The sequence below is a fragment of the Bradyrhizobium sp. BR13661 genome (assembly GCF_029892425.1).
GTDB lineage: Bacteria > Pseudomonadota > Alphaproteobacteria > Rhizobiales > Xanthobacteraceae > Bradyrhizobium.
Genome location: NZ_JARXWB010000001.1, coordinates 365,651 through 392,373 on the forward strand (window position 1 = coordinate 365,651; position 26,723 = coordinate 392,373).

General features: G+C 61.3%; 23 protein-coding genes. 10 read left to right on the plus strand and 13 right to left on the minus strand.

From position 1 onward, the window contains the following. The first annotated feature begins 44 nt into the window (after positions 1 to 44). Positions 45 to 3,179, plus strand: coding sequence for a tetratricopeptide repeat protein (locus tag M2427_RS01690; protein WP_280704336.1), 3,135 nt, complete (start codon positions 45 to 47; stop codon positions 3,177 to 3,179). Between the two features lie 24 nt (positions 3,180 to 3,203). Continuing rightward, entirely contained in the window at positions 3,204 to 4,448 is a 1,245-nt protein-coding gene (gene hemA, locus M2427_RS01695) for a 5-aminolevulinate synthase (RefSeq protein WP_280704337.1), read from the plus strand. 394 nt (positions 4,449 to 4,842) lie between these two features. On the opposite strand, the gene M2427_RS01700 is transcribed toward hemA, so the two are convergent. Genes M2427_RS01700 through M2427_RS01715 form a run of 4 tightly spaced genes read right to left on the minus strand, consistent with a single transcriptional unit; the run spans position 4,843 to position 8,416 of the window. Then, entirely contained in the window at positions 4,843 to 5,898 is a 1,056-nt protein-coding gene (locus tag M2427_RS01700) for an SbmA/BacA-like family transporter (protein ID WP_280704338.1), read from the minus strand. A gap of 34 nt (positions 5,899 to 5,932) precedes the next feature. Further along, positions 5,933 to 6,898, minus strand: a complete 966-nt coding sequence (locus M2427_RS01705) for a 1-phosphofructokinase family hexose kinase (RefSeq protein WP_280704339.1) — start codon at positions 6,896 to 6,898, stop codon at positions 5,933 to 5,935. Continuing rightward, positions 6,891 to 7,085, minus strand: a complete 195-nt coding sequence (locus M2427_RS01710; protein WP_280704340.1) for a glucokinase — start codon at positions 7,083 to 7,085, stop codon at positions 6,891 to 6,893. The genes M2427_RS01705 and M2427_RS01710 overlap by 8 nt, the downstream gene beginning before the upstream one ends. Then, the gene (locus tag M2427_RS01715) at positions 7,082 to 8,416 is read right to left on the minus strand and encodes a GH1 family beta-glucosidase (protein WP_280704341.1); all 1,335 of its coding nucleotides are present in this window, start codon (positions 8,414 to 8,416) and stop codon (positions 7,082 to 7,084) included. The genes M2427_RS01710 and M2427_RS01715 overlap by 4 nt, the downstream gene beginning before the upstream one ends. 160 nt (positions 8,417 to 8,576) lie before the next feature. On the opposite strand from M2427_RS01715, the gene M2427_RS01720 reads away from it, so the two are divergent. Beyond that, positions 8,577 to 9,947: an agarase gene (locus tag M2427_RS01720; RefSeq protein ID WP_280704697.1), complete on the plus strand. Its 1,371-nt coding sequence runs from the start codon at positions 8,577 to 8,579 to the stop codon at positions 9,945 to 9,947. 21 nt (positions 9,948 to 9,968) lie between these two features. On the opposite strand, the gene ppsA is transcribed toward M2427_RS01720, so the two are convergent. The 4 genes from ppsA to M2427_RS01740 all read right to left on the minus strand — a co-directional run bounded on the left by ppsA (position 9,969) and on the right by M2427_RS01740 (position 14,338). Beyond that, a complete protein-coding gene (gene ppsA / locus M2427_RS01725) occupies positions 9,969 to 12,380 on the minus strand; it encodes a phosphoenolpyruvate synthase (protein WP_280704342.1) in 2,412 nt (803 codons plus the stop codon). A 130-nt stretch (positions 12,381 to 12,510) separates the two neighbouring features. Beyond that, positions 12,511 to 12,846, minus strand: a complete 336-nt coding sequence (locus M2427_RS01730) for a MerR family transcriptional regulator (RefSeq protein WP_280704343.1) — start codon at positions 12,844 to 12,846, stop codon at positions 12,511 to 12,513. Next, a complete protein-coding gene (locus M2427_RS01735; RefSeq protein WP_280704344.1) occupies positions 12,843 to 13,760 on the minus strand; it encodes a J domain-containing protein in 918 nt (305 codons plus the stop codon). The genes M2427_RS01730 and M2427_RS01735 overlap by 4 nt, the downstream gene beginning before the upstream one ends. Before the next feature lie 20 nt (positions 13,761 to 13,780). Continuing rightward, positions 13,781 to 14,338 (minus strand): nitroreductase, encoded by a 558-nt coding sequence (locus M2427_RS01740; protein ID WP_280704345.1) that lies wholly within the window; start codon positions 14,336 to 14,338, stop codon positions 13,781 to 13,783. A gap of 228 nt (positions 14,339 to 14,566) precedes the next feature. Between M2427_RS01740 and M2427_RS01745 the strand changes: the two genes are divergently transcribed. From M2427_RS01745 to M2427_RS01760, 4 genes are all read left to right on the plus strand, one after another. After that, positions 14,567 to 16,609, plus strand: a complete 2,043-nt coding sequence (locus M2427_RS01745; RefSeq protein ID WP_280704346.1) for a protein-L-isoaspartate(D-aspartate) O-methyltransferase — start codon at positions 14,567 to 14,569, stop codon at positions 16,607 to 16,609. Positions 16,610 to 16,897: 288 nt separating this feature from the next. Next, the gene (locus tag M2427_RS01750; protein ID WP_280704347.1) at positions 16,898 to 18,370 is read left to right on the plus strand and encodes a Do family serine endopeptidase; all 1,473 of its coding nucleotides are present in this window, start codon (positions 16,898 to 16,900) and stop codon (positions 18,368 to 18,370) included. Positions 18,371 to 18,510: 140 nt separating this feature from the next. Further along, on the plus strand, positions 18,511 to 18,813 hold the full coding sequence (locus M2427_RS01755) for a hypothetical protein (RefSeq protein ID WP_280704348.1): 303 nt from the start codon (positions 18,511 to 18,513) through the stop codon (positions 18,811 to 18,813). A gap of 83 nt (positions 18,814 to 18,896) precedes the next feature. Further along, positions 18,897 to 19,127: a hypothetical protein gene (locus M2427_RS01760; RefSeq protein WP_280704349.1), complete on the plus strand. Its 231-nt coding sequence runs from the start codon at positions 18,897 to 18,899 to the stop codon at positions 19,125 to 19,127. 25 nt (positions 19,128 to 19,152) lie between these two features. Here the strand turns inward: M2427_RS01760 and M2427_RS01765 are convergent, their stop codons facing one another. Then, the gene (locus M2427_RS01765; protein ID WP_280704350.1) at positions 19,153 to 19,839 is read right to left on the minus strand and encodes a CBS domain-containing protein; all 687 of its coding nucleotides are present in this window, start codon (positions 19,837 to 19,839) and stop codon (positions 19,153 to 19,155) included. 80 nt (positions 19,840 to 19,919) lie between these two features. Here M2427_RS01765 and M2427_RS01770 point away from each other — a divergent pair, with 80 nt between their 5' ends. Genes M2427_RS01770 through M2427_RS01780 form a run of 3 tightly spaced genes read left to right on the plus strand, consistent with a single transcriptional unit; the run spans position 19,920 to position 21,774 of the window. Then, positions 19,920 to 20,408, plus strand: a complete 489-nt coding sequence (locus M2427_RS01770; protein ID WP_280704698.1) for a host attachment family protein — start codon at positions 19,920 to 19,922, stop codon at positions 20,406 to 20,408. A 27-nt stretch (positions 20,409 to 20,435) separates the two neighbouring features. Then, positions 20,436 to 21,257 (plus strand): universal stress protein, encoded by an 822-nt coding sequence (locus M2427_RS01775; RefSeq protein WP_280704351.1) that lies wholly within the window; start codon positions 20,436 to 20,438, stop codon positions 21,255 to 21,257. Positions 21,258 to 21,303: 46 nt separating this feature from the next. Then, a complete protein-coding gene (locus tag M2427_RS01780; RefSeq protein ID WP_280704352.1) occupies positions 21,304 to 21,774 on the plus strand; it encodes a CBS domain-containing protein in 471 nt (156 codons plus the stop codon). A gap of 20 nt (positions 21,775 to 21,794) precedes the next feature. Here M2427_RS01780 and M2427_RS01785 read toward each other — a convergent pair whose 3' ends face one another. From M2427_RS01785 to M2427_RS01800, 4 genes are all read right to left on the minus strand, one after another. Beyond that, the gene (locus M2427_RS01785; protein ID WP_280704353.1) at positions 21,795 to 23,390 is read right to left on the minus strand and encodes an MBL fold metallo-hydrolase; all 1,596 of its coding nucleotides are present in this window, start codon (positions 23,388 to 23,390) and stop codon (positions 21,795 to 21,797) included. Next, a complete protein-coding gene (locus M2427_RS01790; protein WP_280704354.1) occupies positions 23,387 to 24,307 on the minus strand; it encodes a ribose-phosphate diphosphokinase in 921 nt (306 codons plus the stop codon). The genes M2427_RS01785 and M2427_RS01790 overlap by 4 nt, the downstream gene beginning before the upstream one ends. Beyond that, positions 24,304 to 25,836 (minus strand): thymidine phosphorylase family protein, encoded by a 1,533-nt coding sequence (locus tag M2427_RS01795; RefSeq protein ID WP_280704355.1) that lies wholly within the window; start codon positions 25,834 to 25,836, stop codon positions 24,304 to 24,306. The genes M2427_RS01790 and M2427_RS01795 overlap by 4 nt, the downstream gene beginning before the upstream one ends. A 111-nt stretch (positions 25,837 to 25,947) precedes the next feature. Further along, the gene (locus M2427_RS01800) at positions 25,948 to 26,655 is read right to left on the minus strand and encodes a cytochrome c (RefSeq protein ID WP_280704356.1); all 708 of its coding nucleotides are present in this window, start codon (positions 26,653 to 26,655) and stop codon (positions 25,948 to 25,950) included. Positions 26,656 to 26,723 lie beyond the last annotated feature (68 nt).

The window sequence follows — 26,723 nt, forward strand, 5'->3', positions numbered from 1 at the left end:
ACGGCCGCACAGCGGTCGTATTTGGAGCCCTTTTGGCGGCGGTCGTGCTGCCCACGCCCGGTACGCTGGCCCAGCCGGTGATCGACCAGTTCGTGGCAAGCGCCGCCGTAACTGCGTCCGGCAATTGCAGCGTGCTGCGCGTCAACTTCAATTGGCGTGTTCGCTATACCGGGCACTTTCCCCCGGATCGCGGCAGCCAGTTGCGGATCTCGCTTCAGCTGGTCGATCGGGACGCCGTGGTCGACGGCCGCCTGACCCCCCGGGAAGGCGTCAGAGTCGACAACGGCGCCGCAGCCGGAATTGTCGCGGTCGACCTTGCGCTCGATCAGTCGATTGGTCCCGTGCTGGAGATTCGGTTCGCCCGACCGACCGCCTATCAGGTCGTGCAGTCGGGCAGCTTTGAGCAGGTGGCGGTCGCGATCTCGAAGAACGGGTCGGCCGCGACGTGCAAGGTGAGCGGGGTTGGAAAGTCGGGCCTGCCGAGCGGCGCTGGCCCGGATAAGCTCGGGGCCGATGTCGGCAAGTCCGTGCGAAGCGCGCCCGCACGCGCCGGCGGCGTGTCGGAGAGTGATGCGAAGGCAATCGACGCCTCGATGGATGAGGCACGCGCGGCGATCAAGAAAAGCAACTTCGCCGAAGCCGCCGACCTCCTGAAGAAGGTTCTGAAATATCCGGAAAACAAGTCCAGCGCCGAGGCGCAGGAATTGCTCGGCGTCGTCAGGCTGAAGGCCGGACAACGCACGGCCGCGAGGGCCGAATTCGAGGACTATCTGCGACGATACCCGGATGGCGAGGGCGCGGAGCGCGTTCGCCAGCGCCTCGCGGCCCTGCTCACCGCCGAGGGAGCGGCGCCCGAGAAGCTGCGCGGCAGCATCGATGTCTCACCCGGCGCGGGCGAGCCGAAGAAGACGGGATCGACCGGGGAGACCCGGTGGTCGGTGTCCGGCAGCGTCTCGGGTTTCTACATCACCAATGACAGTGCGACCACGGCGAAGGATCTGTCGACGGCGCCGAACCCCAACGCCGATCCTGATGCGCACCGCTCGCACCTCAATACGCTGCTCGCCAACTACGACATGTTCGGCACCGCCGACAACGACCAGATCAAAGCCAAGTTCAAGCTTGCATTCACGCAGGAACATCAGCTCGACAACCGGACAGACAAGTACGGTGTCTCGACCGCGAGCGTGGACTATACGCTCAAGGAGTACGACGTGACCGCCAGGGTCGGTCGCCAGTCGCGCAATACGGGCGGCGTGATCGGCCGGTTCGATGGCGCCGTCGTGAGCTGGCAGCAAAGTCCCGATCTGCGCTTCAACGTCCTGGCTGGATCTCCGAACTGGAGCCGCTTCGATGCGCCGTTTGCGAACGGCAAGAGCCTATACGGAACGAGCGTCGATTTCGGCAAATGGTTCGGCGTGCTCGAGACCAGCCTGTTCGCAATCGAGCAGTATGATCGCGACATCATCGATCGCCGCGCCGTAGGCGCCGAGTTCCGCTATTTCGACAGGAACAAGTCGGCGCTGGGGACCCTCGATTACGACGTTCACTTCAACCGGCTCAACGCTGCGATCTTCTCCGGCACCTATACGCTGGAGGACAAGTCAGTGATCAACACCGCTCTCGACTATCGGAAGGTGCCGTATCTGTCGACCTGGAACGCGCTCCAGGGCCAGCCCTTCCTGACCCTGTACGACATGATGAAGTTCAACACGGCGGAAGAGGTCAGGCAGTTCGCGATCGATCGCACGCCGACCTTCGAATCCGCAATGGTGAGCTACTCGCGTCCGCTCAGCGAGACCTACCAGATCGGCGCCGACGCGACGGTGACCAATCTCTCCGGCACCATGCCGTCCGGCGGCGTCGACGGCACGCCGGCGAGCGGGCTTGAATATTACGTGTCCACCCAGCTCACAGGGACCGGCATCTTCAAACCCGGTGACCTCCTGATGGGCGCGGTCCGCTACGCCAGCCTTTCCGATTCAAAAATCTACGTCCTCGATCTGAACACGCGCTACCCGGTGACGCCGGATCTCAGCGTTAGCCCACGGCTGCGTCTCGGATACCGCAGGGGTGTCGGGACAGATCTCAGGGAGATCACGGTGCTGCCGTCGTTCCTGGTCAACTACATCTGGTGGAAAGGCGTCAGCCTGGAGGCCGAGATCGGGACCAAATATCTGGAAAGCACGCTGTCCGGCGTCAAGTCGACCACCAAGGATCTGTTTGCCACGCTCGGCATTCGCAAGGATTTCGGCACCGACGGCGTCACGCAATGCCACGCGTCGGCTGTGAGTTGCGCGTGGGCGAAGCCAGCCGGCACTCCGGCGGCTGCGGGGCGAGCAGGGACTTCCCCGCCGCTGGTTGCGGGCTACGCCATCGAGACCGGATTGCGATACTGGTTCAGCTCCGCGAAGAACCGATACAGCTATTTCGCCGATTCGACTCCCAGCACCGAAGTCTCGCGCCTGAGCTACGGTGGCCTGGCGGGCCATTCGGGCGAAGTATTCTTCCGCGTCGATGCGCTGGATGGGCCGCTGACCAACATGTTCGTCAAGGGATTTGTCGGGGCCGGCAAGATCACAAGCGGCAAGCTGTTCGACGAGGATTTCCAGCCCTTTGTGGATCCGTCGTCGAAGACGAGCAGCAGCGCTCGCGGCAACCTGCAGTATGCCAGCATCGATCTCGGCTACAATCTCCTGCAGATCGATCGTTTCCGCTTCGGCGCGTTCGTCGGATATCACCATTGGCTCGAGACGGTGGATGTGCGGGGCTGCACCCAGATCGGAGGCAATCCGTTCATCTGCGCGCCAGCGTTGCCCGCCAATCTGAAAGTCATCACCGAGCAGGACCGCTGGGAAACCGGCCGTGCCGGCATTTCGGTCGAGGCGCGCCTGTTGGATCGGCTGACTTGGCAAGCCGAAATCGCTTATGCGTGGACCACGCAGCATGCGACCGACACGCACTATCTTACGTTCGGCCGGGATCCTGCGTCGGGTCGCGGACAGGGCTTCCAGACGGAATCGACTCTCAAATATCAGCTGAACGACAGTTTCGAGATCGGCATCGGTGGGCGCTGGTGGCATTTCAACACGGACGCGATCGATTCCTTCGACCAGATGCTGCGCTACACGACCGACCGATACGGCGTGTTCGTTCAGGGAACCTACAAGTTCAACTAACCAACAAAGGACGGGAGCGAGGCCATGAACTATCTCGACAGGTCGATTGCGGGCAGCTTTGACTATGATGTGTCCTTCGACGCCGCTTTGGCGCGGCTGCGCGACGAGCGCCGCTATCGCGTGTTTGCCGATCTGGAACGGCTTGCAGGACAGTTTCCGCGCGCGATCTGGCATTCGCCGACAGGACCTCGGGAGGTCGTGATCTGGTGCTCGAACGACTATCTCGGGATGGCGCAGCATCCCGCCGTCGTGAGCGCGATGGTATCGACGGCCTGGCGCATGGGAACCGGCGCCGGCGGCACCCGGAATATCGCCGGGACCAATCATCCGCTCATCGAGCTGGAGCGCGAGCTCGCTTCTCTGCACGGCAAGGAGGCCGCCCTCGTGTTCACCTCCGGCTATGTGTCGAACCAGACTGGCATTGCAACGATCGCGAAGCTGTTGCCGAACTGTCTTCTGCTGTCCGACGAGCTGAATCACAACTCCATGATTGAGGGCGTCCGCCAATCCGGCGCCGAAAGGCAGATCTGGCGCCACAACGACATCGGGCATCTTGAAGAGTTGCTGCGCGCCGCCGACTCGGGCCGACCCAAGCTGATCCTCTGCGAGAGTCTGTATTCGATGGACGGTGACGTTGCGCCGCTGCACGAAATCTGCGACCTCGCCGAGCGCTATGGCGCAATGACCTATGTCGACGAGGTCCATGCCGTCGGAATGTATGGAGCGCAGGGCGGCGGGATCGCCGAGCGCGACGGCGTCGCGTCGCGTATCGACATTCTGGAAGGAACGCTCGCCAAGGCGTTTGGCTGTCTCGGCGGCTACATCGCGGCGAACGCGAACGTCATCGATGCCGTGCGGTCCTATGCGCCAGGATTCATCTTCACAACCGCGCTGCCGCCGGCAATTTGTGCCGCGGCGACCGCGGCGATCCGGCATCTCAAGATCTCGCAAAAGGAGCGCGATCGCCACCAGGACCGCGCGGCTCGTGTAAAGTCTATGCTCAGAGCTGCAAGGTTGCCGCTCATGCCAAGCGACACGCATATTGTACCCCTTTACGTCGGCGATGCCGAGCGGTGCAAGCTCGCTTCGGACATGCTGCTGTCCGACTACGGCATCTATATCCAACCGATCAACTATCCGACTGTGCCACGGGGCCGCGAGCGGCTTCGGATCACGCCGTCGCCCTTGCATGACGATCGGCTCGTTGATCAACTTGGACAGGCCTTGTCAGAAGTGTGGGATCGCATTGGGATTCCGCTGTCGCGATGAGTAAGCCGAACAAGCCATGCAATGGCGCGAGCGCTCTTTGCGCCCTTGCATCCACCCCGGAGTGTACCCGCCGCTTTTTTTTGGAACCCGAACTTTCCTTCAGGTCAGGTTCAGCTAGGCGAGTTAAGCCATAGGCGCCGCCCGAACAGTTGCCCCCGGTAACCTGTTGGCTGTTCGGAAGTAACGAGGCTCGGACCCCAGCCCCGTCCGAGCCTCGTTCACGGGCGGGGTGTCTCGTCGGCCAGAACATGCGCGTCTGGTGTGGCTCGGAGCTTGCTGGTGCCAAGCGGGCGCGGCCCGGAAACTCCCGGTCGACACGCGAGACGGACAACGCGCGAATGGCGGGCTTTGCCCACTGGCCTTCGTGGGCGCCCCCGTCAGACGCGCATGCGTGCTATTCATCCTTCTCTTGCGACGGACCGATCTTGTCCAACGCAAGAAGAAGCGACGCCACACGATTGGCCGAAGCGGCCCATTCGGCGAGACGAGGATAGTTGTCCGTAAACCAGCTGCAGGCGCCCTGGACCACGACGAAGGCTGCGGCCGCCTGAACGACCTCGCCGAGCAGCATCGTGCCGGCAACGTATTTCGGCGTGCAAAGCAGCAGGCCGATCACCGGCGCTACCAGTGAATTTGTGTGGGTTATGATCGTGAGACGCACGAGTTCCCAGCAATACTTCAGCCACGAAACAATCACCGCCGTGAGGGCAGGCTGGATCGCGCGAATTCCGTCCTCACCTTTCATGGTGGGCACCATGCCTTCCCCGCTTTCACGCACATGGGTGCCCACGGCCCTCAGCTGGGCCTCGGCCCGCTTGTTCTCCTCCAGGACGTCTGTCAGACGGCGGCCGATCAACATCGTTACCACTGCCACGGTGATCGAGTAGACGACGACGGCGACGACCAGGTAGCCGGGAATGGTCAGAGGAAGGCCTGCTACATCAATCGTGAGATTGCCTCCGACCACCCAGAGGATGCCGATAAAGGTGGCCGCTGTCAGCAGCGAGCTGACGAGCCCGAGAACGAGGTCGACCGGAAGGTCTGTTGCCATTCTGCAGTCCTCGGCTATCCGGTACTCCGGGGCCTGATAGTCTCCCGTCACGAAGTTCAGCCGCACAAAGCGATTCCGTCCCAGCCAGTAGCGGTAAAGCTCATCGCTGAGCCACGCCCGCCATGTCCGCTGCACCGTCATCCGCCCCCAAACCGAGAAGACGGCGAGAAACAGACTGGCTGCGGCGAGCGGTATGAAGCGCAAGGCTTGGCTGAGAAGCTCTGTCCCAGCCTTGCGCTCCACCGCATTGAAGAAGTCGCGGTTCCAGAAATTCAGATAGTACTGGGTCAGCAATTGCAGAAGAACTGTCGCAATCAGCAACACTGTCAGCAACCAGGCCAAGACCGCCGACTTGCCTGTCCAGAAGCCGCGCGCGCTTTTCCAGAAACGCAGCAACAACTGCCGTTCACTGGGCGCGTGATATGTTTCGTTGCTAAGCATGATAGCCGGTAATGGCTGCGACGTTCACGCGCGATGCGAGCCGATGAACATCCGCACCGAAGCAGAGTCCGGTGCCGGGACTGAGCAACGCCGCCGAACCGCCGGCAACTCCATAGCGCAGGGCATCATCGAGCTTGTCGCTATGGGCGAGCCGCGAAACCATCGCTCCCAGGAAGCTGTCACCTGCGCCGGACACACTAACGGGCTCGATAGCAAGGCCACTCGCACGCAAGGCGATATCTCGCGTCAGCAGCAGAGCGCCGCTCGGGCCCATTGAGAGTGCGATAATGTCGATGCGATAACGGCTGAACAGGCGGCGTCCCGCTTCGAGGAGCGATTGCTCGTTGGCGCAGCTGATCCCGGCCAGCTCCTGAAACTCCCGAAGGTTGGGCTTGATGAGATAAACGCCCGCTTCCAGCGCGGCCTTGAGCGCGGCGCCAGATGTATCCGCGATGACCTTGGCCGCCCCTTTGGAAGCCCGAACCACTCTGCCGTAGAAATCGTCCGGAACTCCTGGTGGCAGGCTGCCGCTTGCGATAACGAACGCAGCCTGCGCACTGAGGCGTTCAATTGTGTCGAGACACTGCTGCCATTCGAATTCACTGAGGGGGGCTCCGGGAAACACCAGCCGGAACTGCTCTTTGCTCGTCTCATCGAAGACGGTGATGTCTTGGCGGGTATCCTTCGATGTCGGAATGACGATGCTGCGCACGGCCTCGCGTTCAACCAGGGCTGCCAATGTCTGCCCGGTGGCGCCGCCGGCCGGATAGACCGCGGTCGCCTCGAAGCCCAGTCGCTTCAGGACGCGCGCCACATTGATCCCGCCGCCGCCGGGATCGCGTTGAGGTTCGGCGCAGCGCATCTTCGTGAAGGGCACCATCTTCGTGACCGAGGTCGAGACATCGAGAGCCGGGTTGATGGTCAAGGTGACGATGTCGAGTTGCGGTGTCTCAGCCAAGGCTTTCGACCTCCATCAGGTTACGAAGACCGACGAAGGCGACGTCCTCGTCCAGGATCAGATAGGCCGGTATTGGTTCCAGGAAGTTTCGGAGCCGCCCCTTCTCCTCGAAGCGCCGTCGAAACTGGGAGGCGGCAAGATAGTCTGGCATGTGGTGCAATCGGCCCCGCAGTGTCGTCTTGATCATGGCCGCATCGCCCTGATCAACCCGGCATACCAGCCGAACGACGATTTCGGAGTTCGCCGCAGAGAAGCATAATCAACGTACGTCAAGCCGAACCTGATGCTGTAGCCGGAATCCCATTCGAAATTGTCAAGCAGCGACCAGACGAAATAGCCGCGAACATCGACGCCGCCTGCAGCGGCGTCATTCATCGCGTTGATATAGGCCTTGAGAAATTCTATTCGGCCCGGGTCGATGACAGCACCGGTCCGGTCAGGTTCGTCGGAATTGCCGTATCCATTCTCGAGCACATAGATCGGCAGGCCATATCTGGTATGGACCGCCAGCAGCGTCTCGCTGAAAGCGTCGGGATCAATCGGCCATCCGATCGGGGTCAAGGCAGCGTCGGCCGGCTTGTCGCCGAAGTCGTAGCCCAGCATCGAGTCCGCCCGCGACTTCACGTAGACCGGGCTGTAGTGATTCAATCCAAACCAATCGAGCGGACGGCAAATTCGCGCAAGGTCGCCGGGTTGCATATGCGGTTCGATCGCATCTCGCATCGACGGCGGATACTCGCCGCGGCATTGCGGATCTGGAAAGGCCGCATTCCAGTACACATCCAGGCGCGCTGCCGCCGCCGCATCGACTTCGCTTGCACTGGAAGGCCGGCATGGCTGCCGATTGTGAATGCAGCCGATCGAGGCGTTGACGACGTCAGCGCGGAGCACATCCACCGCGGCTCCGTGGGCAAGATTGACGTTATGGATCATACGGTGGAGCTTGTCTTCGCTGCTGCTATCCTGCTTGCCGAGCGAACGGCTGAACAGGCTGAACATCGACGGTTCGTTGAATGTCGCAAACCGCTTGACCCGGTCGCCAAGGCGCGTGGCGATCAAAGCTGCATAGTCGGCGAACCATGTGGCCGATGCCCGATTGAGCCATCCGCCTTGCTCCTCGAGGGCTTGGGGGAGGTCCCAATGATACAGGCACAGCCACGGCTCGATGCCGTCGGCCAAGAGCGCGTCGACCAGCCGGTCATAGAATGCAAGGCCGGCCTCGTTGATAGGGCCGCGCCCCTGCGGCAGGACGCGCGGCCAGGCCACCGAGAACCGGTACGCCTGCACGCCTAGTGCCTTCATGAGACCGACATCTTCGCGGTAGCGATGGTAGTGATCACACGCGACGTCGCCGGTGTCGTGGTTCTTGATTGAACCGGTCCGACAATAGATGTCCCAAACGCTCAATCCGCGCCCATCCTCCTGCGTTGCCCCTTCGATCTGGAAGCTGGAGGTGGACACGCCCCAGATGAAGTCAGGGCGCAGGCTGGCGATGTTCGGCAGTGGCGTTGTCGGCATGAGCGACCTGCTTGGTCCTGCTCAGCCGGTGTCTGGTTACGCGTCACGCGACCGGCCGGCTGGATTTCAGGCGCGTTGTCTCCCTCCGGAATTGGTAATCAGGGTGGCCCCGGCTGGTATTGAGATAGGTCAAGAACCCCTGGCTTGGCCGTGCGATGGAATGGCAACTTCAGACAGCCCGGGGGCACGCTTGCGAAGGACCGGATGGGGAGGGGTCGTCGACGACGGCCTCGAGGGAAGCGGCTTCTTCCGCATCGCCGAGCGCAATGGCGTATTCTGGTTCGTCGATCCCGATGGTGGCCGCTTCATCTCGAAGGGAATCAACACGGTCCGCTTCGATCAGGACCACATCGGGCGCAGCGAGCGCGTGCCCTATGCCGAGGCCTGTCGGGCCAAATACGGCAGCCTGCCAACCTGGCGCGCCGCTGCGTCCAACCGCCTTGCAAGCTGGCAATTCAACACAGTCGGCTGCTGGTCGGACCAAGGCGTCGCCAGTGCGGGGTCGCAACTACTGGCGGACGCGCCAACCGCGGAGCTCGGTATGTCCTTTCGCATTCATCGCCGCGATCAGATCTTTCCGGATGTCTTCGATCCGGAGTTTTCGGCGCATATCCGCGCAGTCGCCGATCAGCGTTGCAGGCATCGGCGCAACGATCCCGGCTTGCTCGGCACCTTCATCGACAATGAACTCTACTGGTCGCCCGACTGGCGCGGTACCGACGAGCTCCTGACGCTGTTCATGAACCTGCCGCCTCGCCGACCAGGCAGAGTCGCCGCCCTCTCGGGTCTGCAGGCGCGTTATCGGGACTTTGCCCAATTCAATGCGGTATGGCGTACAACGGCGCGATCCTGGGAGGAGCTTGGCAGGATCGAACATGTCATGGCGCCATTCGTCAGGCTTCGCCCTGGTATCTTGAACGATGCGCTCGAAACCAAGGCCAACCTGGCAAATCAAGCCCGGGAGGCGTTTTCGGCAGATTGCGATGCCTTCGTGGCGGTCGTGGCCGACAAGTATTTCGAACTGTGCGTCTCGGCAATCAAGACGGCCGATCCCAATCATCTCGTGCTCGGATCCCGGTTCGGCTATCAACCGCTGGCGGGCGTCATTGCCGCAGCCGGTCGTCACCTCGATGTCATCTCCTTCAATTGCTACGAGTTCAACCCGGGCCCAATCATTGACGCCTATGCCGCCACCAGCAAGCCATGCCTGATCTCTGAATTCTCCTTTCGCGGTGATGACGCGGGCCTGCCAAATTCCAAAGGGGCGGGACCGCGCGTTGCCACTCAGACCGAGCGCGCCCGGGCCTTCGAGGGCTATGTTGCGATGGCCCTCAGCAAGCCGAATGTGGTCGGCTACCACTGGTTCGAGCATGCCGACCAGCCAGCGGAGGGGCGCTTTGACGGAGAAGATTCGAATTTCGGCACGGTGACCATCGACGACGAGGTCTATGGCGAACTGACGAGAACCATGACCAGAGTCAATGCGGCCGTGGAACACATTCACGCCGCTGCGGTCCCAGCGGTGATCTGATCGCCGCAATGCGCAAAAGCGTCATGTCCCGGATCTTGGCAGATTGGCCTCGGCATCGGATACAACGGCCATCGTGCGAAATACGCTCGAGGGATTGACGCTGATCGAGTCGATGCCGAGCTCCGTCAGATATCGCGCGACCTCCGGGTAGTTCGCCGGTGCTTCGCCGCAGATGCCGATATGACGGCCGTTGCGCTTGGCGCCCACCACGGCCTGTCGGAACATCTCCAGCATTCCGGGGTCGCGCTCGTCGAAATCGAAGGCGACGATATCGGAATCCCGGTCGACCCCCAGCGTAAGTTGGGTGAGGTCGTTCGAGCCGATCGAGAAGCCATCGAATAACTGGGAAAATGCGTCGATCTGGATGACGTTATTCGGGATCTCGCACATGACGTAAATCTCGAGACCGTCTTCGCCGCGCTTCAGTCCATTGGCAGCCATCGTCGCGATAACGCGCCGGCCTTCCTCGACGGTTCGGCAGAACGGCACCATGATGCGCAGATTGGAGAGACCCATCTCCTTCCGCACCCGGCGGAGTGCTGCGCACTCCAGCGCAAATCCTTCGGCATAGGCAGGATGGCTGTAGCGGGAGGCGCCCCGGAAACCGAGCATCGGGTTCTCTTCCCGGGGCTCGAAGCCTTCGCCACCGATCAGGCTGGCGTATTCGTTGGTTTTGAAGTCCGAAAGACGCACGATCACGGGCTTCGGATAGAATGCCGCGGCGATGGTGCCGACGCCTTCCGCCAGTCTTTGAACGAAGAAGTCGGCCGGGCTGGTGAAGCCCTTCACCAGGCGCGCGATCTCGGCGCGCGCCCTGGCTGACTTGACCTTGTCCGGCTTGAGCAGGGCCATCGGGTGAACGCCGATATGCTCGCTGATGATGAATTCCATGCGGGCAAGGCCGACGCCGGCCTGTGGCTGCATCGCGGTGCGGAACGCCATCTCCGGTGTGCCGACATTCACCATAATGGCCGTGCGCGGCCGCCGAAGCTCGCTGACCGGCGTTCTGGTCACGTCGAAAGCAATCGTTCCCTCATATACGCTGCCAACGTCGCCTTGGGCGCAGCAGATCGTCACCTCGGTCCCGGTCTTGATCTTCTCCGTCGCGAGAGTGGTGCCCACCACGGCGGGGATGCCCAATTCTCGCGCGATGATGGCGGCATGGCAGGTGCGGCCACCCTTGTCGGTGATGATGCCGGCCGCAATCTTCATGACCGGCTCCCAATCCGGACTGGTAGCCGGCGCCACCAGGATCTCGCCGGGCCTGAAGGCTGCAAGGTCGCGCGCAGTCACGATGCGACGCGTCCGTCCCGAAGCGATCTTCTCACCCACCGCGCGACCGGTGACGATGACCGGGCCACGCCCCTTCAGGTTGTAGGTCTCGTAGACGTCCGCGGCGCGCCGCGAGGCGACGGTTTCAGGGCGAGCCTGAATGATGTAGAGCTTTCCGTCGGCGCCGTCCTTGGCCCATTCGATGTCCATCGGCATCGCGACCCCGGCGTGCTTGGAGTAGTGAGCCTCGATCAGGACCGCGCTCTCGGCAAGGCTGAGCACCTCCGGGTCGGAAATGCAGAACGTCCGGCGTTCCGCCTCAGGCACGTTGCGGGTCAGCGTCGCATGCTTACCCCCACCTTTGCCGTAGATCATGCGGATTTGCTTGGCGCCCAGCCGGCGCCGCAGCACGCGGCGATATCCCTGGCTCAGCGTGGGCTTGTGAACATAGAATTCGTCCGGGTCGACCTGGCCTTGCACGATGGTCTCGCCGAGACCGTAGCAGCCGGTGATGAAAACCACCTCGCGAAAGCCGGATTCGGTATCGAGCGTGAAGATGACGCCGCTGGCTGCCAGATCGGACCGGACCATTTTCATCACGGCGACGGAGAGCGCGACCTTGAAGTGATCGAAGCCGTTGTCGATGCGATAGGAGATCGCGCGATCGGTGAAAATGGAGGCAAAGCAGCGCCGGCAAGCTTCGAACAAGTCCGTGGGCCCGCGCACATTGAGAAAGCTTTCGTGCTGACCTGCAAAACTCGCCGTCGGTAGATCCTCTGCCGTCGCGGAGCTGCGTACGGCGACGGCGACCCCTCTCCCGGCGTCGCGTTCAAGCTGTCGATAGGCTTCCACGATCTGTTCGCGCAGCAGCGGCGTGTCCATCGCCCCGTATATGATCTCGCGGGCTTTGGCGGCCTTACTCGCGAGCTGCTTGATCTTGCTCTTGTCGATCCCATCGAGAAGTCGGTGAAGCGCGTCGGCTACGCCGTCCCGCGATAGCGCTTCGCGATAGGCGTCTGCCGTGATGGCGAAGCCGTTGGGGACGGCAACCCCTTGGGATGCGAGCGCGGAATACAATTCGCCAAGCGAAGCGGTCTTGCCGCCGACCAGTCCGACGTCGCCCAATCCGATTTCGAGGAAAGATCTGATATATCCCGACATGCAACGAGCAGATCACGCCCCGCCTGCTCGGCCTTGAGGCAGGTCAACCTTTCGAACGATTAGCGCGTCGCCCGATCGTCGATAACATTCCGAAGCAAATGTCCGACACGCGCGGCCGATGCGTTGAAGGTCAGGCTTTGAGCTTGCTTTCCGGCGATGTCGCGGCTGCGATCGAGAGCTGAACGGCTTCGTCCTGCGTCTTGATGGCCCGGGTCAGGGAAAACAACCGTTGGCGCGTGTCGTAAAGCTGATCAAGCAGCGACAGCACGAGTGGAAGTGAGCTGTCATCAACGTCGAGGTCATAGGTCAGCGTACAGATGAGGCGGATCCGCGCGCATTCCATGTCCGAGAACGTCAGAGACCCTCCGTCCTGTTCCGGCACGACCAGTTCTTCGTTGACCCAACGTTCGAGATCGGCGCGCTGGAGCGAGGAGATGGTCGCCAAAAGATCGTCAACAGCCATCATGACTCCATCTCCTTGCGTGGATACTGAGGGTTTTTCGGCCGCCATGCTTCCAGAAATCGTACCAGTTCGGGTTCTTCGGCAGTGGGAAGGATGACCTTCAGCTTGATCAATTGATGTCCGCGCTGCCCGGACTTTCGGTTGCGGATACCTCTTTCGCGCAGCCGCAGCGTGGTGCCGGAATTCGAACCCTTCGGGATCGTCACCGTCACCGGTTGAGTGATTGTCGGTACCTCGACTTGGCCTCCCAGCACCGCCTCGCGCAGGGTCACGGGTATTTCGACATGGATGTTGTCATCCTTGCGATGGAAGAACGGATGCGGCTGGATGTGCAACTCGACATAGGCATCGCCTGGCGGCCCGCCGCCATAGCCTGGCATTCCCTGGCCTTTCAGCCGCAGCATCTGCCGGTCCTCGGCGCCCTCGGGAACGATCACCTCCAGGGTCTTGCCGTCCGGCAGCGTGACAGCGCGCGTGGCACCGCTGGCGGCGTCCACGATGGCCACCGGCAGCACATAGCTCACATCCTGACCGCGCGCCCGGAATGCCCTCTCTGATCGTTGCCCTCTGCCGGCAAACGCTTTTGCCAGGAATTCTTCCAGATCTTCGTTGCTGTCAAATCCATCCTGCGCGGCATGGCCGGTGTAGGCAGGTCCGTCGGCGAAGTCGCGATAGAATGGCTCCTGCGGCCGCTCTGCGCCGCTGGCGTCGATCTCACCTGCATCAAACCGCCGTCGCTTCTCCTTGTCCTTGAGCAGATCGTTGGCAGCCGAGATGGCCTTGAACTTGGCCTCTGCCTCCTTGTCGCCCGGATGCAGGTCGGGATGAAATTTGCGCGCGAGTTTTTTGAAGGCGCTTTTGATCTCCTTCTCGGTCGCGGATCGGGTTACGCCAAGCGTCTCGTAAGGGTCTTTCATTTCACCTGATCCCCGAAGGTCTACGAAATCCAGTCAACCTTCGCGGCCTTTCTGGGAACCGGCGCCGCCGCTGTCTTGGGATGCCCTACGATGATGGGCGCGACCGGCACGGTCATGCCGGAAAGCTTAAGCGACGACTTTCCCTCCGACGTTCCAAGCCAGGCTTGCGCAAACCCGATCCAGCATGTCCCCAATCCCACGGCGCAGGCCGCCAACATCAAGTTCTCCGCCGCGAGAGCGCAATCCTCAACGACCCAGGGACCCTCGGGTGCCGAGATCACGACCAATGCCGGCGCGTGATAGAATATGTCGAAATCGGGATTTTCGAGGATGCTTTGGAAGTGATGCGATGCCAACGCCGCGGCCGAGGTCCTGAGCATATGCGCCTTTGCTTCGCGCGAAATGCGGGCGAGTAGTGCCTTGTCCTGCACGATGGTAAACAGCCATGGCTGTTGATTGACGGCGCTAGGCGCCTGGATGGCAGCATCAATGAGTTGCCTCAACACTTGCTCGTCCACCGGTTGCGAGGTGAATTCGCGTACCGCGCGCCGACGATAGATGGCTTCTTTGAGATCCATGGCCGTCTCCATTTGCATTCAATAATCCTGACGCACCCGCCATTTCTCGGTTTGATGTCGATCAAATCGATGGAGGCACATTGATCCTAGGTTGCCGTTGGAGGCTGATCATGCATGGACGCGCTGCCATTCGTGCGACGATCGGGCGCGACGGTCGACGGCGTTATTGCAGATAGCGGAGACGTTTGCAGGAGCACTCCACGTGAGCGAGATGCAGGAGCCGCCTTCATGGGATCGTTAGCGCAGAATCCGGATCGCTCTGATGTGGTGAGGTCGTTTCCCGCGCTCCGGGCAGAGATGGTCGAGCGCAATATCGCCGCGCGCGGTGTGCGTGACGAGCTCGTTCTCGAGGCAATGGGAAAGGTGCCGCGCGAACTATTCCTGCCGGAAAAGCTTCGCGAATTTGCCTACGAAGATTCGCCGCTCCCGATCGCCGGAGAGCAGACCATTTCTCAGCCCTACATTGTCGCCTACATGGTGGAAGCGCTCATGCTCAAGGGCGGCGAGAAAGTGCTCGAGATCGGCGCAGGCTCCGGTTACGCCGCCGCGGTGCTGTCGGAGATCGCGGCCGATGTCTACACGGTTGAACGCCTCGGTCCCCTTGCCGAAAGGGCGGCGGTCACACTTGCCGAACTCGGTTACGATAACGTCCACGTCCTGCATGGAGACGGTACCAAAGGCTGGCCGGAACATGCGCCATACGACGCCATCGTGGTGGCCGCCGGCGGTCCGCAGGTTCCAAAGGCGCTCAAGGAGCAGCTGAAGATCGGTGGCAGGCTGGTGATTCCGGTTGGCGCCGATCAAAATACGCAGGAATTGGTATGCGTCATCCGCATTTCGAAGGACGAGTATCGCAGCGAAGATATTGCCGATGTCCGCTTTGTTCCATTGATCGGAGAGGAAGGGTGGGCAACTAAAAAGGGCGAGGCTCGGGCGTCCATGCGACGAGCGCTTCGTCCGGCTGCTCCGGAGGAGGAGACGCTAGTCCGCGATCTCGCTGACGCCGCTGAATCGTTTCCATCCATCGAGGCGGCCGATCTCGGCCCACTGATGGAACGTATCGGGTCGGCGCGCGTCGTCCTGCTCGGCGAGGCGACCCATGGTACGTCCGAGTTCTACCGGATGCGCGAACGCATCACGCGCGATCTGATCGTCAAGAAGGGTTTTCGCCTCGTGGCGATCGAGGCGGATTGGCCGGATGCCGCTCGTGTCGATCACTATGTGCGGCATTTCGAATATCCTCCGTCGGAGTGGACTGCATTCGCGCGGTTTCCGACCTGGATGTGGCGAAACACCGAGGTGCGCGATTTTGTCAGCTGGTTGCGCAAGCACAACGGCACGGTGGAGAAGAGTTCGCGCGTCGCGTTTCACGGTCTCGATCTCTACAGCCTCTACGATTCAATTCGGTCGGTCCTCAATTACCTCGACGGAGTCGATCCCGCCTCGGCGCGCGTCGCCCGCGAGCGCTATGGTTGCCTGACTCCGTGGCAGCGCGATCCCGCTACGTACGGCCATGCCGCGCTGACCGGATCCTACCCGACTTGCGAATCCGATGTGGCCCATGCGCTCACTGATCTCCTGGCAAAGCGCCGGGCCTATGCCGAGCACGATGGTGAGCGCTTTCTTGACGCCGAGCAGAATGCGCGCCTCGTGACCAACGCCGAGCGCTATTACCGGATCATGTACTACGGCTCCCGCGCGTCATGGAACCTGCGCGACAGTCATATGTTCGACACCCTCAAGAACCTGTTGGCGTTCCATGGGCCGGACAGCAAGGCAGTAATCTGGGCACACAATTCGCATGTCGGTAACGCCGCGGCGACTGAGATGGCCGTTCGTGGCGAGCACAATATCGGGCAGCACTGCCGCAGGGCGTTTGGCGACCAGGCGTATCTGGTCGGCTTCGGCACCCACAGCGGCACGGTCGCCGCGGCGTCCGATTGGGGCGGCCCGATGGAGGTCAAGACCATTCGGCCATCGCTGCCCAGTAGCTATGAACGGCTATGTCACGCGGTGGGCCTTCCGCGCTTCATGCTGGGCTTGCGCGGTCGCGGCGATCTCTGCGGTCCAAAGGGCCTTGGCAGGGAACGGCTCGAGCGAGCCATTGGCGTGATCTACAGGCCCGAATCCGAATTTGCGAGCCACTACTTCCGGGCCAGCCTGCCGCGACAGTTCGACGAATACATCTGGTTTGACGACACGCGGGCGATAACTCCGCTGGATACCGCCGAGATCGCCGGGCTTCCGGACACTTATCCGTTCGGGGTGTGATCGCGTTACGAGCAGTCAGTCGGCCAGTGGAGCAGTTCGACGAGGGAAAGCGAAATGAGCAAGAATGATCAGAGGACGCGGGAGCGCTTGGCGAAGCGCACGCCGAAGGTGCCCGCGCCGGACCGGGGTGGGCACCTCGCGACAAAGCAGGCCGATCGGGCGATCAAGGATGCCCTTGAGGACGATGAGGTAAGAGAGACGCTTGGACTCCGTTCCCTGGACAAGCGTCCATAGCATGCATGCTGAATCCAACCTTGGGGCGCGAGATTGATGCTTGGAGACCATAACTTGCGTATCGTTGCGGCCGCCCGCGTCTGCAAGGCAATTCGCTTTGCGTTTTTCGTTGCCATGATCGGAGCGCTGTTTGTACCCGACAAAATGAACCGATCACGTGCCGCGGAGGTCGATGCCGTCGGCGTCGTCGCTCCGATCGGGTTCGCCGAGATCGTCGAACGCGTGAGGCCAGCCGTCGTCGGCATTCGTGTGAAGACGGACCAGCGAACGTCCGATGTCCCGCGCCCGCGCCCGATCCCGCAGGGATCGATGCTGGATCGGTTTTTCCGGCAGTTCGGCATCCAGATCACTCCGGATCAGGGATCTGAACCCGATACATCGGTCGGTGCGGGATTCCTCATCTCCGGAGACGGCTACATCGTCACGAATGAGCATGTCGTGACAAATGGCATCGACATCGAAGTGACGTTGGATGACGGGAAGATCTACTCGGGCAGGCTCATCGGTTCCGATCCGCAAACCGATCTCGCCCTGATCAAGATCTCCGCGGCTGCGGACCTGCCATATGTCCGTCTGGCCACGACGGAGCCCAGGATCGGTGAGTGGGTGCTGCCGATCGGCAATCCCTTCGGATTTGGCGGCACGGTGACCGCAGGCATCGTCTCGGCGCGCGGTCGCGATCTCGGCGAGGAGCCGTATAGCGATTTCATTCAGATTGACGCGCCCGTCAACAAAGGAAATTCGGGCGGGCCCACCTTCAACGTGAGGGGCGAGGTGGTCGGGGTCAATACGGCAATTTATTCGCCATCGGGCGGTTCTGTTGGCGTGGCGTTCGATATCCCGGCCGAGACTGTAAAGGCTGTCGTGCAGCAACTCAGGGAAAAAGGGCGGGTGACGCGCGGCTCGGTTGGCGTGTACCTCCAGGAGGTGACGCCCGGCATCGCGGACGCCTTGGATATGAAGAAAGCGCAAGGCGCTCTCGTTGCCCAGCTCGATGTGGGCGGGCCCGCCGCCCGGCAAGGCATTGAGGCGGGCGATGTGATCGTGTTCCTGAACGATCACGAAGTGACAAGTCCGCGCGATTTCGCCCGGACGATGGCGGCGGTCGTTCCCGGCTCCGACGTCAATGTCCGCGTCTTGAGAAACGGTCAGGCACTATCCGTGACGGTCACCGCAGGCGAGCTGTCGCAAGCAGCGAAAGGCCCTTCGGACAAACAGGAGAAGCTGGGAAAAGAAGCAGTGCTCGGGCTCACTCTCGCTCCAGCGGCTCTGGTTCCCGGTGCGGGCGAGGTTGGCGTTGTTGTTCTCGAGATCAATCCCGAAGGCGGGGCATCAGCCGGCGGCTTGCAGGTCGGCGACATCGTGCTCAGCATCGGCGGACGGCCAGTCGCTGCTGTCGCGGATTTCAACCGGCTGGTGGGTGAGGCCCGGGGCCGCGCCAAGCGAACGTTGCTGATCCGTATCAAACGCGCCGACGCAATGAATTTCGTCGCGGTTCCGATCGATCAAGCGCACATCGACGAATGATCGGCGCCTGTTTGATCTAGCGCAATACGACGTGCTGCGGCCAGGCGCAGCATTTCAAGTCTTAAATGAGGAGGTCTGCGTGCGACCGGTGTGGTTTACACCTATGCGGTTGAACCCCTCAAACAGGCTCGGAGGCTGAAATGGCGAGTGAATCTCCCTTTGAGATGACGGCGGGGGTGAATAGCGTCGACTGGACAAAGCTCATCTACACGCCCGCGACGTCTGCCTATGGGCAGGCGACAAAAGGTCTGTTGGAGGTCGGCGCGTCCTGTCTCCATGACCACGCGGATTACCTGCTCAAGCTCGCCGAGTGCACAACGCCCGCCGAGATCGTGGCATGTCAGATGGACCTGATGAAAAACATTTCCTCGCGTTACCTGTCAGCCGCAACGCACGCTCTCGATGGCGTGAAGCCACCGCAAATCCTGACACCGGCTGACTGATTATTGCTGGCCTGAAGACCACCGATCGTCGCGAGCTGATCGATGTCAGATGCTGCACACGCCACACCGCCCACAGGCGAGTCATGAAATCGATGCCGTCAGAGCGGAAGGTCGTATCTCCGGACGAAAAGGTTTCGGATCAGGTGACGTCGCTGCCTCCTCGACCGGGAGCCATCGCGTCGTCTTCGCAAAAGCGCACGCGTATCAGGCCAACGGTCTCCTGGTATGGCAAAATACTCATCATCGGAGCATTGCTGATGACGTTCGGCTGGGAGCTCTTTCACTTCGTCATCACATTGGTGACACTGGACTGAGAGCGAGCCGGCGCTCACGTATCGGTCAGTAAACGAAGACCGGCGTTTCCAGCAGGTGATCGTTCACCGTCACGACACCGGGAATTGCCTCTGCGGCAATACGAATGGCCGTTCGCTCGGCACGCGAAGGCGCGAAACCCCAGATATCGATGACGCCGCCCTGCACGGTCGCGTTCACGTTGAACGTATGAGACCAAGGCTGCTTCCTGAGTTCCTCGAAAAACCTCTTCCTGATGGCCGAATCCGGAAGCGAGATATCGAGCTTTGGCCGGGCGCTCGCGATGGCCTGGAGCAGGTTGGCCCGGCTGACGATCCCGACGATCTGTCCTTCCTTGTTGACGATCGGGACGCGCTTGATCTGGCGCTCTTCGAGCAGCATCGCAAGCTCAGCCAATGGCATCTCGGGCGCGGCGGTTGCGACATCGCGGGTCATGATGTCCTGAACTTTGACGGCGTGCGACTTGACGTAGTCGGCTGCGGACTCGGCATCACTCGTCAAGAGGCGCAGCCACCAGGAGGGGGAGCGCTCGGTTCCGCTCTCGGCTCTGTGGATCAGATCTCCCTCGCTCACGATGCCGAGAACCTTGTTGTCGGCGTCGACGACAGGCACGGCACTGATCCGTCGCTCCATCAGGATTTGCGCGACTTGGCGGACTGTTGCGTTTGGTCCAACTGTGACGACAGGGGATACCATCACGTCTCGTGCTTGCATGGCAGACCTCGTTCGCTCGATTTTTGCTGATCCTGCCTTATCGCGAATGGGCCGGTTTGATCGGGATCAAGCCTCGCGGCCTGCGCGGCGATAGAAATCATCCATATGTCAGAAGGAGAGCGGCAATGATCAGGATACCGCATCGTGCGATCGTGTTTGTCGGGGATGGTCGGAAAGCGCTGTTCCTGCGCAACGAGGGAGACGAGAAGTTTCCGAATTTGAAGACGGAAGCGGTCTTCGAGGAAGAAAATCCACCCTCGCACGCCCAAGGGAGCGATCGCCCCGGACGGGTCGGCAAAGGTTCAGGTCGGCGAAGCGCGGTGGAGATGACCGATTGGCATGAGATTGAGGAGAGTCGTTTCGTAAGACACGTCGCGGCCGCTGCCGAGCGCCTCCTTCGGGGCGAACATTCGACCTCTCTCATCGTCGTCGCGCCACCCCGCGCGCTGGCGGAGCTTCGTTCGGCCTTTCATGACGATGTGAAGCGTCGAATTATCGGCGAACTCGACAAGGATCTCACCAAGCATCCTGTTGACGAGATCGAGAAGCATCTGCTCGCCGCAGCGTAATCATTTCCAACCCGTCGGAGCATCGTCATGTCTGTCGCAAGCGTCATGGTGTACGTCGATTCCGAGCAGCAGGCGTCGGGTCAGGTCGCCGTTGCGGAGAGTATCGCGAAACGTTTCGGAGCATCCCTCCTGGGGGTCTCGGCGGTGGCTGTAGAGCCTCCGTTCGTGGCCGAAGGCGTCATCATCGAGCAAACCACCGAGGAAGACGTCAAACGTATGAAGGCCGCGCTTTCGGCAAAGGAAGCCTGGTTCAGAAAGGTGGTCCGGTTGCCGACCGAAACCGTCGAATGGCGCTGGGCCCTCGATTATCCCACCGACTTCCTGGTCGAGCAGGCAAGGGCGGCGGACCTTGTGGTCGTCAAGCGCAAGCCGCGCACGACCAGCCACTCGCACTTCTTCGATCCGTCCGGAGCCATGCTGCGCATGGGGCGCCCGACGCTCTTCGTGCCGGAGCGGGTGACGGAATTCTCCGGCGATCGCATTGTGATCGGCTGGAAAGACACGAGGGAGGCGCGCCTCGCCGTTCGCGACGCGCTGCCCTTTCTGACCAGGGCCTCGCAGGTCACGATCGCGGAGGTCTGCACATCGGACGAACAGGACGCGGCTCGCAGGCGGGTTCGAGACGTGGCCGGCTATCTTCAGCGGCACGGGGTGCAATGCCAGCATGAGGTGCGTGTCCACACGGCTGAGCCGGACGGCGGTTATCTCGCCAGGCTGGCCACCGAGGTTGGTGCCGACCTCATCGTTACGGGCGGCTACGGCCATAGCAGGTTAGGAGAATGGATTTTCGGCGGAATGACCCGCAGCCTGCTGGAAGAGGCAAATGTATGTTTGCTGATGTCTCACTAGCGCAGAGCAGAGAGTATCCCTTCAGCCGGCTTAGATGGAGGCGGCCATGAAAGCAGCAGATATCATGCGAACCTGGTTTGCGACGGTGAAGCCAGGCGCCCCGCTGCTCGATGCCATCCATCTGCTGCTCGAAACCAATCAGCGTGGCCTGCCGGTCGTTGATGGTGACGGGGCATTGTTAGGCATCATTTCTGAAGGTGATTTCCTTCACAGGCAAGAGTTGGGCGTCGACTACCCGGAGGGGTTTTGGCTCGAGTGGCTGTTCGGGAGAGACGAAGGGCAGTTCGCTCGCGAGCGAACCGGTGGTCTACGGGTCGATGCTGTTATGAGCCGGCATCCCGTCTGCGTCGACGAAAACGCAACGCTCGAAGAGGTCGTCAAGCAGATGGACATCTACCAGATCTCGCAGGTGCTCGTCCTCCGGGACAAGAAGTTGGCGGGTATCCTAGGTAAGACGCAGATGCTCGCGGCGCTCGAGCAGCGCTTGAGATGTTCACTGCAAGGAATCGACCAGTAAGCCGCCGCTGAGGCATTGTGTCATGCTTGCTCGAGCGCCCTTCGCAGCCTCCGGACGATAACACCACGTGCCCGATCGTCGGCCGCAGCTTCAATCTGATCATTGATGTCAAGAATGAGCTTCGACATGTCGTTGTGCCAGTCGAGATTGACGACGGCGTCTGGGGCGAGCCTGCGGCGGCGGGCGACATCAATCGATGTCGGAGCTGCTGTCGACAGGTCGTAGACATCGTCCAGCATCGGCGCGAATATTCGCGCGGTCGGCAGGGTTCGCTCCGCGATCCGGTTCTGAAGGCCTCCGAGGGCGTGCTCTTCTCCATGTACAATGAACAGTCCACGGCGAATGGGGCGCCGCGCGGCGATCCAGCGCTCGAGCTCCGGCCCGTCGGCATGCCCGGAATATTCGTCGATGTACCGAATTCTCGCTTCGAGCTTGATTTCATCGCCCTGGATTCTGACCGCCTTTGCACCGTCGAGCAGGAAGCGGCCTAGCGTACCTTGAGCCTGAAAACCCGTAAGCAAGACAGTGCATTCCTTGCGCCATAACCACCTCTTCAAGTGATGGCGGATGCGGCCGGCATCGCACATGCCGCTCGCGGCAATAATGATATGAAAGCCGGAGAGCCTGGCGATCGACTTGCTCTCGTCGACGGTCTCCGTGAAATGCAGCTGAGTTGATGTGAGAAGCCGGTCGAGATCGACCGCTGGATCGAGGCTGGCGGCATTTCTCCGAAAGACTTCCGTGGCGCGGATCGCCAACGGGGAATCGAGGAAGATGGGAGCGGCGGGAATGTCGCCCTGCGCCATCAGGTCGGCGAGATCGGCGATCAGTTCTTGGGTGCGTTCGACTGCAAAAGCGGGGATCAGCAGTGCACCACGTCCTGCGGCAGCGTCGCGAACTTCCTGTGCCAGATGAGACCGACGAAGTGCAGGCGTCGTGGATGGACGGTCTGTATCGCCATACGTCGACTCGCAGAAGACGTAGTCGAGGCCGGTGGGGCCCTCTGGATCCAGCTCCAGGAGTTTGGCGTCCGGGCCGATGTCACCCGACATCAGAACGCGCAAAGGGCGTCCATCATCGCCCTGACCCGCGAACTCGAGCTCGATCGAAGCCGATCCGAGCAAATGGCCCGCATTCCAATAGCGGGTGCGCACGCCTGGTATCACCGGATACCATGCGTCATATTCGACGGGCCGGAACTGATCGAGGGCCGCAATCGCATTGGCTTGCGTATAGATAGGGCTGACGGCTGCCCGTCCGCGAGCGGCATTTCTTCGGTTGAGGGCCGCAACCTCCGTTTCCTGGATGTTGCCGGCGTCGGGAAGCATGTAGGAGCAAAGATCGATCGTGCCGCGAGTTGCGAGGATTGGGCCGGCAAAACCCTCGCGTGTCAGCTTTGGAAGGAGGCCGCTATGGTCGATATGAGCGTGTGTCAGCAGGACGGCATCGACGTCCGCCGGACGAAACGGGAAGGCGCCATAGTTCAGCGCCTTGAGCGTCTTCGGTCCCTGGAATAACCCACAATCGACCAGGAAGCGTCCCGTGGGAACGTCGAAAAGATAACAGGAGCCGGTCACCGTACGCGCAGCACCGCAGATTTGAATTGTGACGCTCACGCCTGGCTCCCGATGAGCCGCAGACTATCCAGCTCGTTTCGCAATGCATGAGCGAGAAGATTGTTCAGGCTCATGGCGTTGGTAGGATGTTGCACACTATTGGTGGAGCGAATGGACCGGATGCCTGCACGGCCGAAGAGCGGCATGAGCGGGTGCGGAAACAATGCGTGCACGACGATTGCTTGGATGGAGGATGCTCCCGCCGCGGTAAGAGCCTCCCCGCAGGCAATTAGCGTCCCGCCGGATGACACGATGTCGTCGATCAAAACGACCGGGCGTCCCGCAAATTGCGTCCGGTCGGACCATGTGACCTGCACGGACTGATCGGTCTTGCGAACCTTCTGGGCAACGCTGTATGACAAGCCGAGCTGGCCTGCAATATCGGCGACCCAGTTTCGCGACTCTTCATCGGGCCCGACAACGACCGAGGCCGCGGCAACCGGGTCTGCACGAAGCAAAGCCACAATTTCCGGAGCAGCAGACAGATTGTCCGCCTCGGCTCCAGGGAAGATATCGGCAAGATTGGATGTGCGATGCAGATGGGCGTCGAATGTCACGACACGATCGAAGTTGTTTGACAGAAGCGTTCCAATGGCGCGCTGGCTGATCGCTTCGCCCGGATGGAATGCTGTATCTTGGCGCATGTAGCCGAGATACGGAGCGACAAGAACCAGCCGCGAAGCTCCGTTGCGCCGTAAGGCTTCTGCCGTGAGCAACAGGGCAATCAGCTTCTCGTTGGGGTAATCGAGCGAGCAACAGACGATCGTGGTGGTCGCCACCGGGCCGACAGTGGCTCTCAACTCTCCATCGGGAAATCGATGGAGCTCGATCGCGTGACCCGCGAGTCCGAGGCTTTCGGCGAGCGCAGGCCCGAAATGGCTGGAACTGGGAAGCCATTGGACTGTGATCGGGGTCATGGCGAGGCTCCAACTTCCGTCTCCAGCCGGTAGGCTGAATCCAGCTCGGCCATGCCGACGGCAAGGTCGAAGCCGGAAGGTTCGAATGCATGAATCCGATAAAGCGGCTCGCCCTGCTCGACGCGATTGCCCAGTTTCTTGAACAGTTTGATGCCCGCGCCCTTATCGAGTGGGGCGCCTGCAGTCCGGGCCAGCCGATTGAGACGTAAGCAATCGATCGTCGAAACGACTCCGCTTCTATTGGCCCGGATGTCGGCGGTGAGATTCCCGAGCTCGCTCTTGGACGGCGCGGGCCCCTGGGCTTCGATGATCTTCACCATCTGCCGGAGCGCCGCTCCACTCGTCAGCAGCTCAGATGCTAGCGCATAGCCTGCGCCGCCCCTCAGGTTAGGATCGTGTTCCAGAAGATGGGCCGCAAGGCGCAGCGATTTCTCGCGGAGGTCACGTGGAGCCTCAGGCTCGTTGGCCAGGACTGCCATGACGTCCTGCGCCTCGAGCGAAGGACCAATTCCGTTGCCGATCGGCTGCCGCCCATCGGTGGTCACGATCTCGACCTCGAGCCCAAAGCGATCGCCAACGAACTGGAAGAGCTTGCGTAAGCGCATGGCTTCCGACGCTGTCGTGAGCTTTGCGCTAGGTCCGACGGGGAGATCGATGAGAAGGTGGGTCGATCCTGCGGCAAGTTTCTTCGACATGATGGACGCGACCATCTGTTCGTGCGTATCCAGAGCCAGGGGCCGCTCGACGCTGATCAGGATGTCGTCGGCCGGCGACAGATTGACGTGACCGCCCCATGCGAGGCAGCCGTTGCATGATGCGACGACCTCCTTCATTGCTTCCACGCTGAGATCGACCCGCGCCAACACCTCCATGGTGTCAGCTGTTCCGGCGGGCGACGTGATGGCCCGCGAAGACGTTTTTGGGATCGTCAGACCGTGTGCGGCGACGATCGGAACTACGATCATGGAGGTGCGATTCCCGGGAATACCGCCGATGCAATGCTTGTCGACAACAGTCTTCGCGCTCCATCGGAGTTGTGTGCCGGCTCTTGCCATAGCCTCCGTGAGAGCGATCAATTCGCCTGACGTCATGAAGTTCGCCGAGCTGACCAGGAACGCGGCGGTCTCCATGTCCGAATAACGATAGTGGGCGAGATCATCGACGATTGCGCCGATGTCGGGAGCTTCGAGCGTCTTGCCCTGGATCTTGGCGCGAACTGCGTCAAGGCTTGAAGGCGAGGGGGCCGGGGCAACGGCGATGTAGCTCCCCACCGGCAGTCCGAAGCGCCGGAACGCAGGTTCCGCCATGCCGAGCTCGTCGGGTCCAACCAGGCTGTCGTCGTCGGTGAGAAGCATGGTCGCGAGCTGCGTCTGCGAACCACTGCGCAGCTCGACCCTGGAAAAGCCGCGAAACAATTCGGGACGCAGCGCTGTTGAGCGGCGAGAGATCACCACGACATTTTCGCGCCCGGTGTCGAGGTTGACATGGCGGGACTTAAGCTGAGCGCGGCCGGGTGGAGTGGGATTCATCGATACTTCTTTTCGAAATTTGCGCAAGGATAGAGCTCAGTCGGGAGATGCGCTTGCGGCAGATCAATCCCTGATCCACCAGGAGCGATGGCGACGCGCTGGATATGCGGGTCAGCGAGGCTGGTCGGCTCTTAACGTTTCCAGATAAGCCACGACAGCCTCTATCTGATACTCGGAGAGCCTTGGGTTCGGCATGGCCTGGTCTGGCCCAAGGCGACGATGGTTGGATGCCAAGAATTGTCGCAGGCCATCAGCAGTGAACGACGGCCGGTTGATGATCTCCTGGAAGGCTGGAGCCGGTGGGCGCAGGGCCGGCGTCACCTTTGTCGCGTCAGGGACGACATGGCACGTCGCGCAGAATGAGTGGGCGAGAGCCCGACCCTCCGCCACCTGGTCGACGAACGATTGATTGGGGACCGGCAAGGTGAGCGGAATCTGAATTGTGATCGCCGCATAGCCGCTGCTGCGGTGGCAGCCGTTACATTCGTTCGTCATGGCGGCATACGAACTCATGAATGCGGGTAGGTCTTTTGACTGTAGCGCCTGGCGAACTGCCTGAAGTTGCTGCTTGGCATGGTCGGCCCGCGATGGGTCGGCCAACAACTTTCCGGTAGCCTCAAGATTGGCCTCGATCTGCTGAATTTCGTAGTTCGCCAGGCCCCAATTGCTCAGCTTGCCGGCAAACCATAGCTTTGCGTGCTGAAGCTGAAGCCTGTTCATAAGATCGGACAGCGCGGCGGGCACGTCAGCTGGTGCTCCGACGCTCGAGGCCGACAGCGATACAAGTATCGCGACCAACGGGAGGGTTCGCAGACGCATGATCAGGCTTTTCCGATGTCAATGATCAAATTGGCAGCTCCACCGGTCCCGACGTTGATCTCCATCAA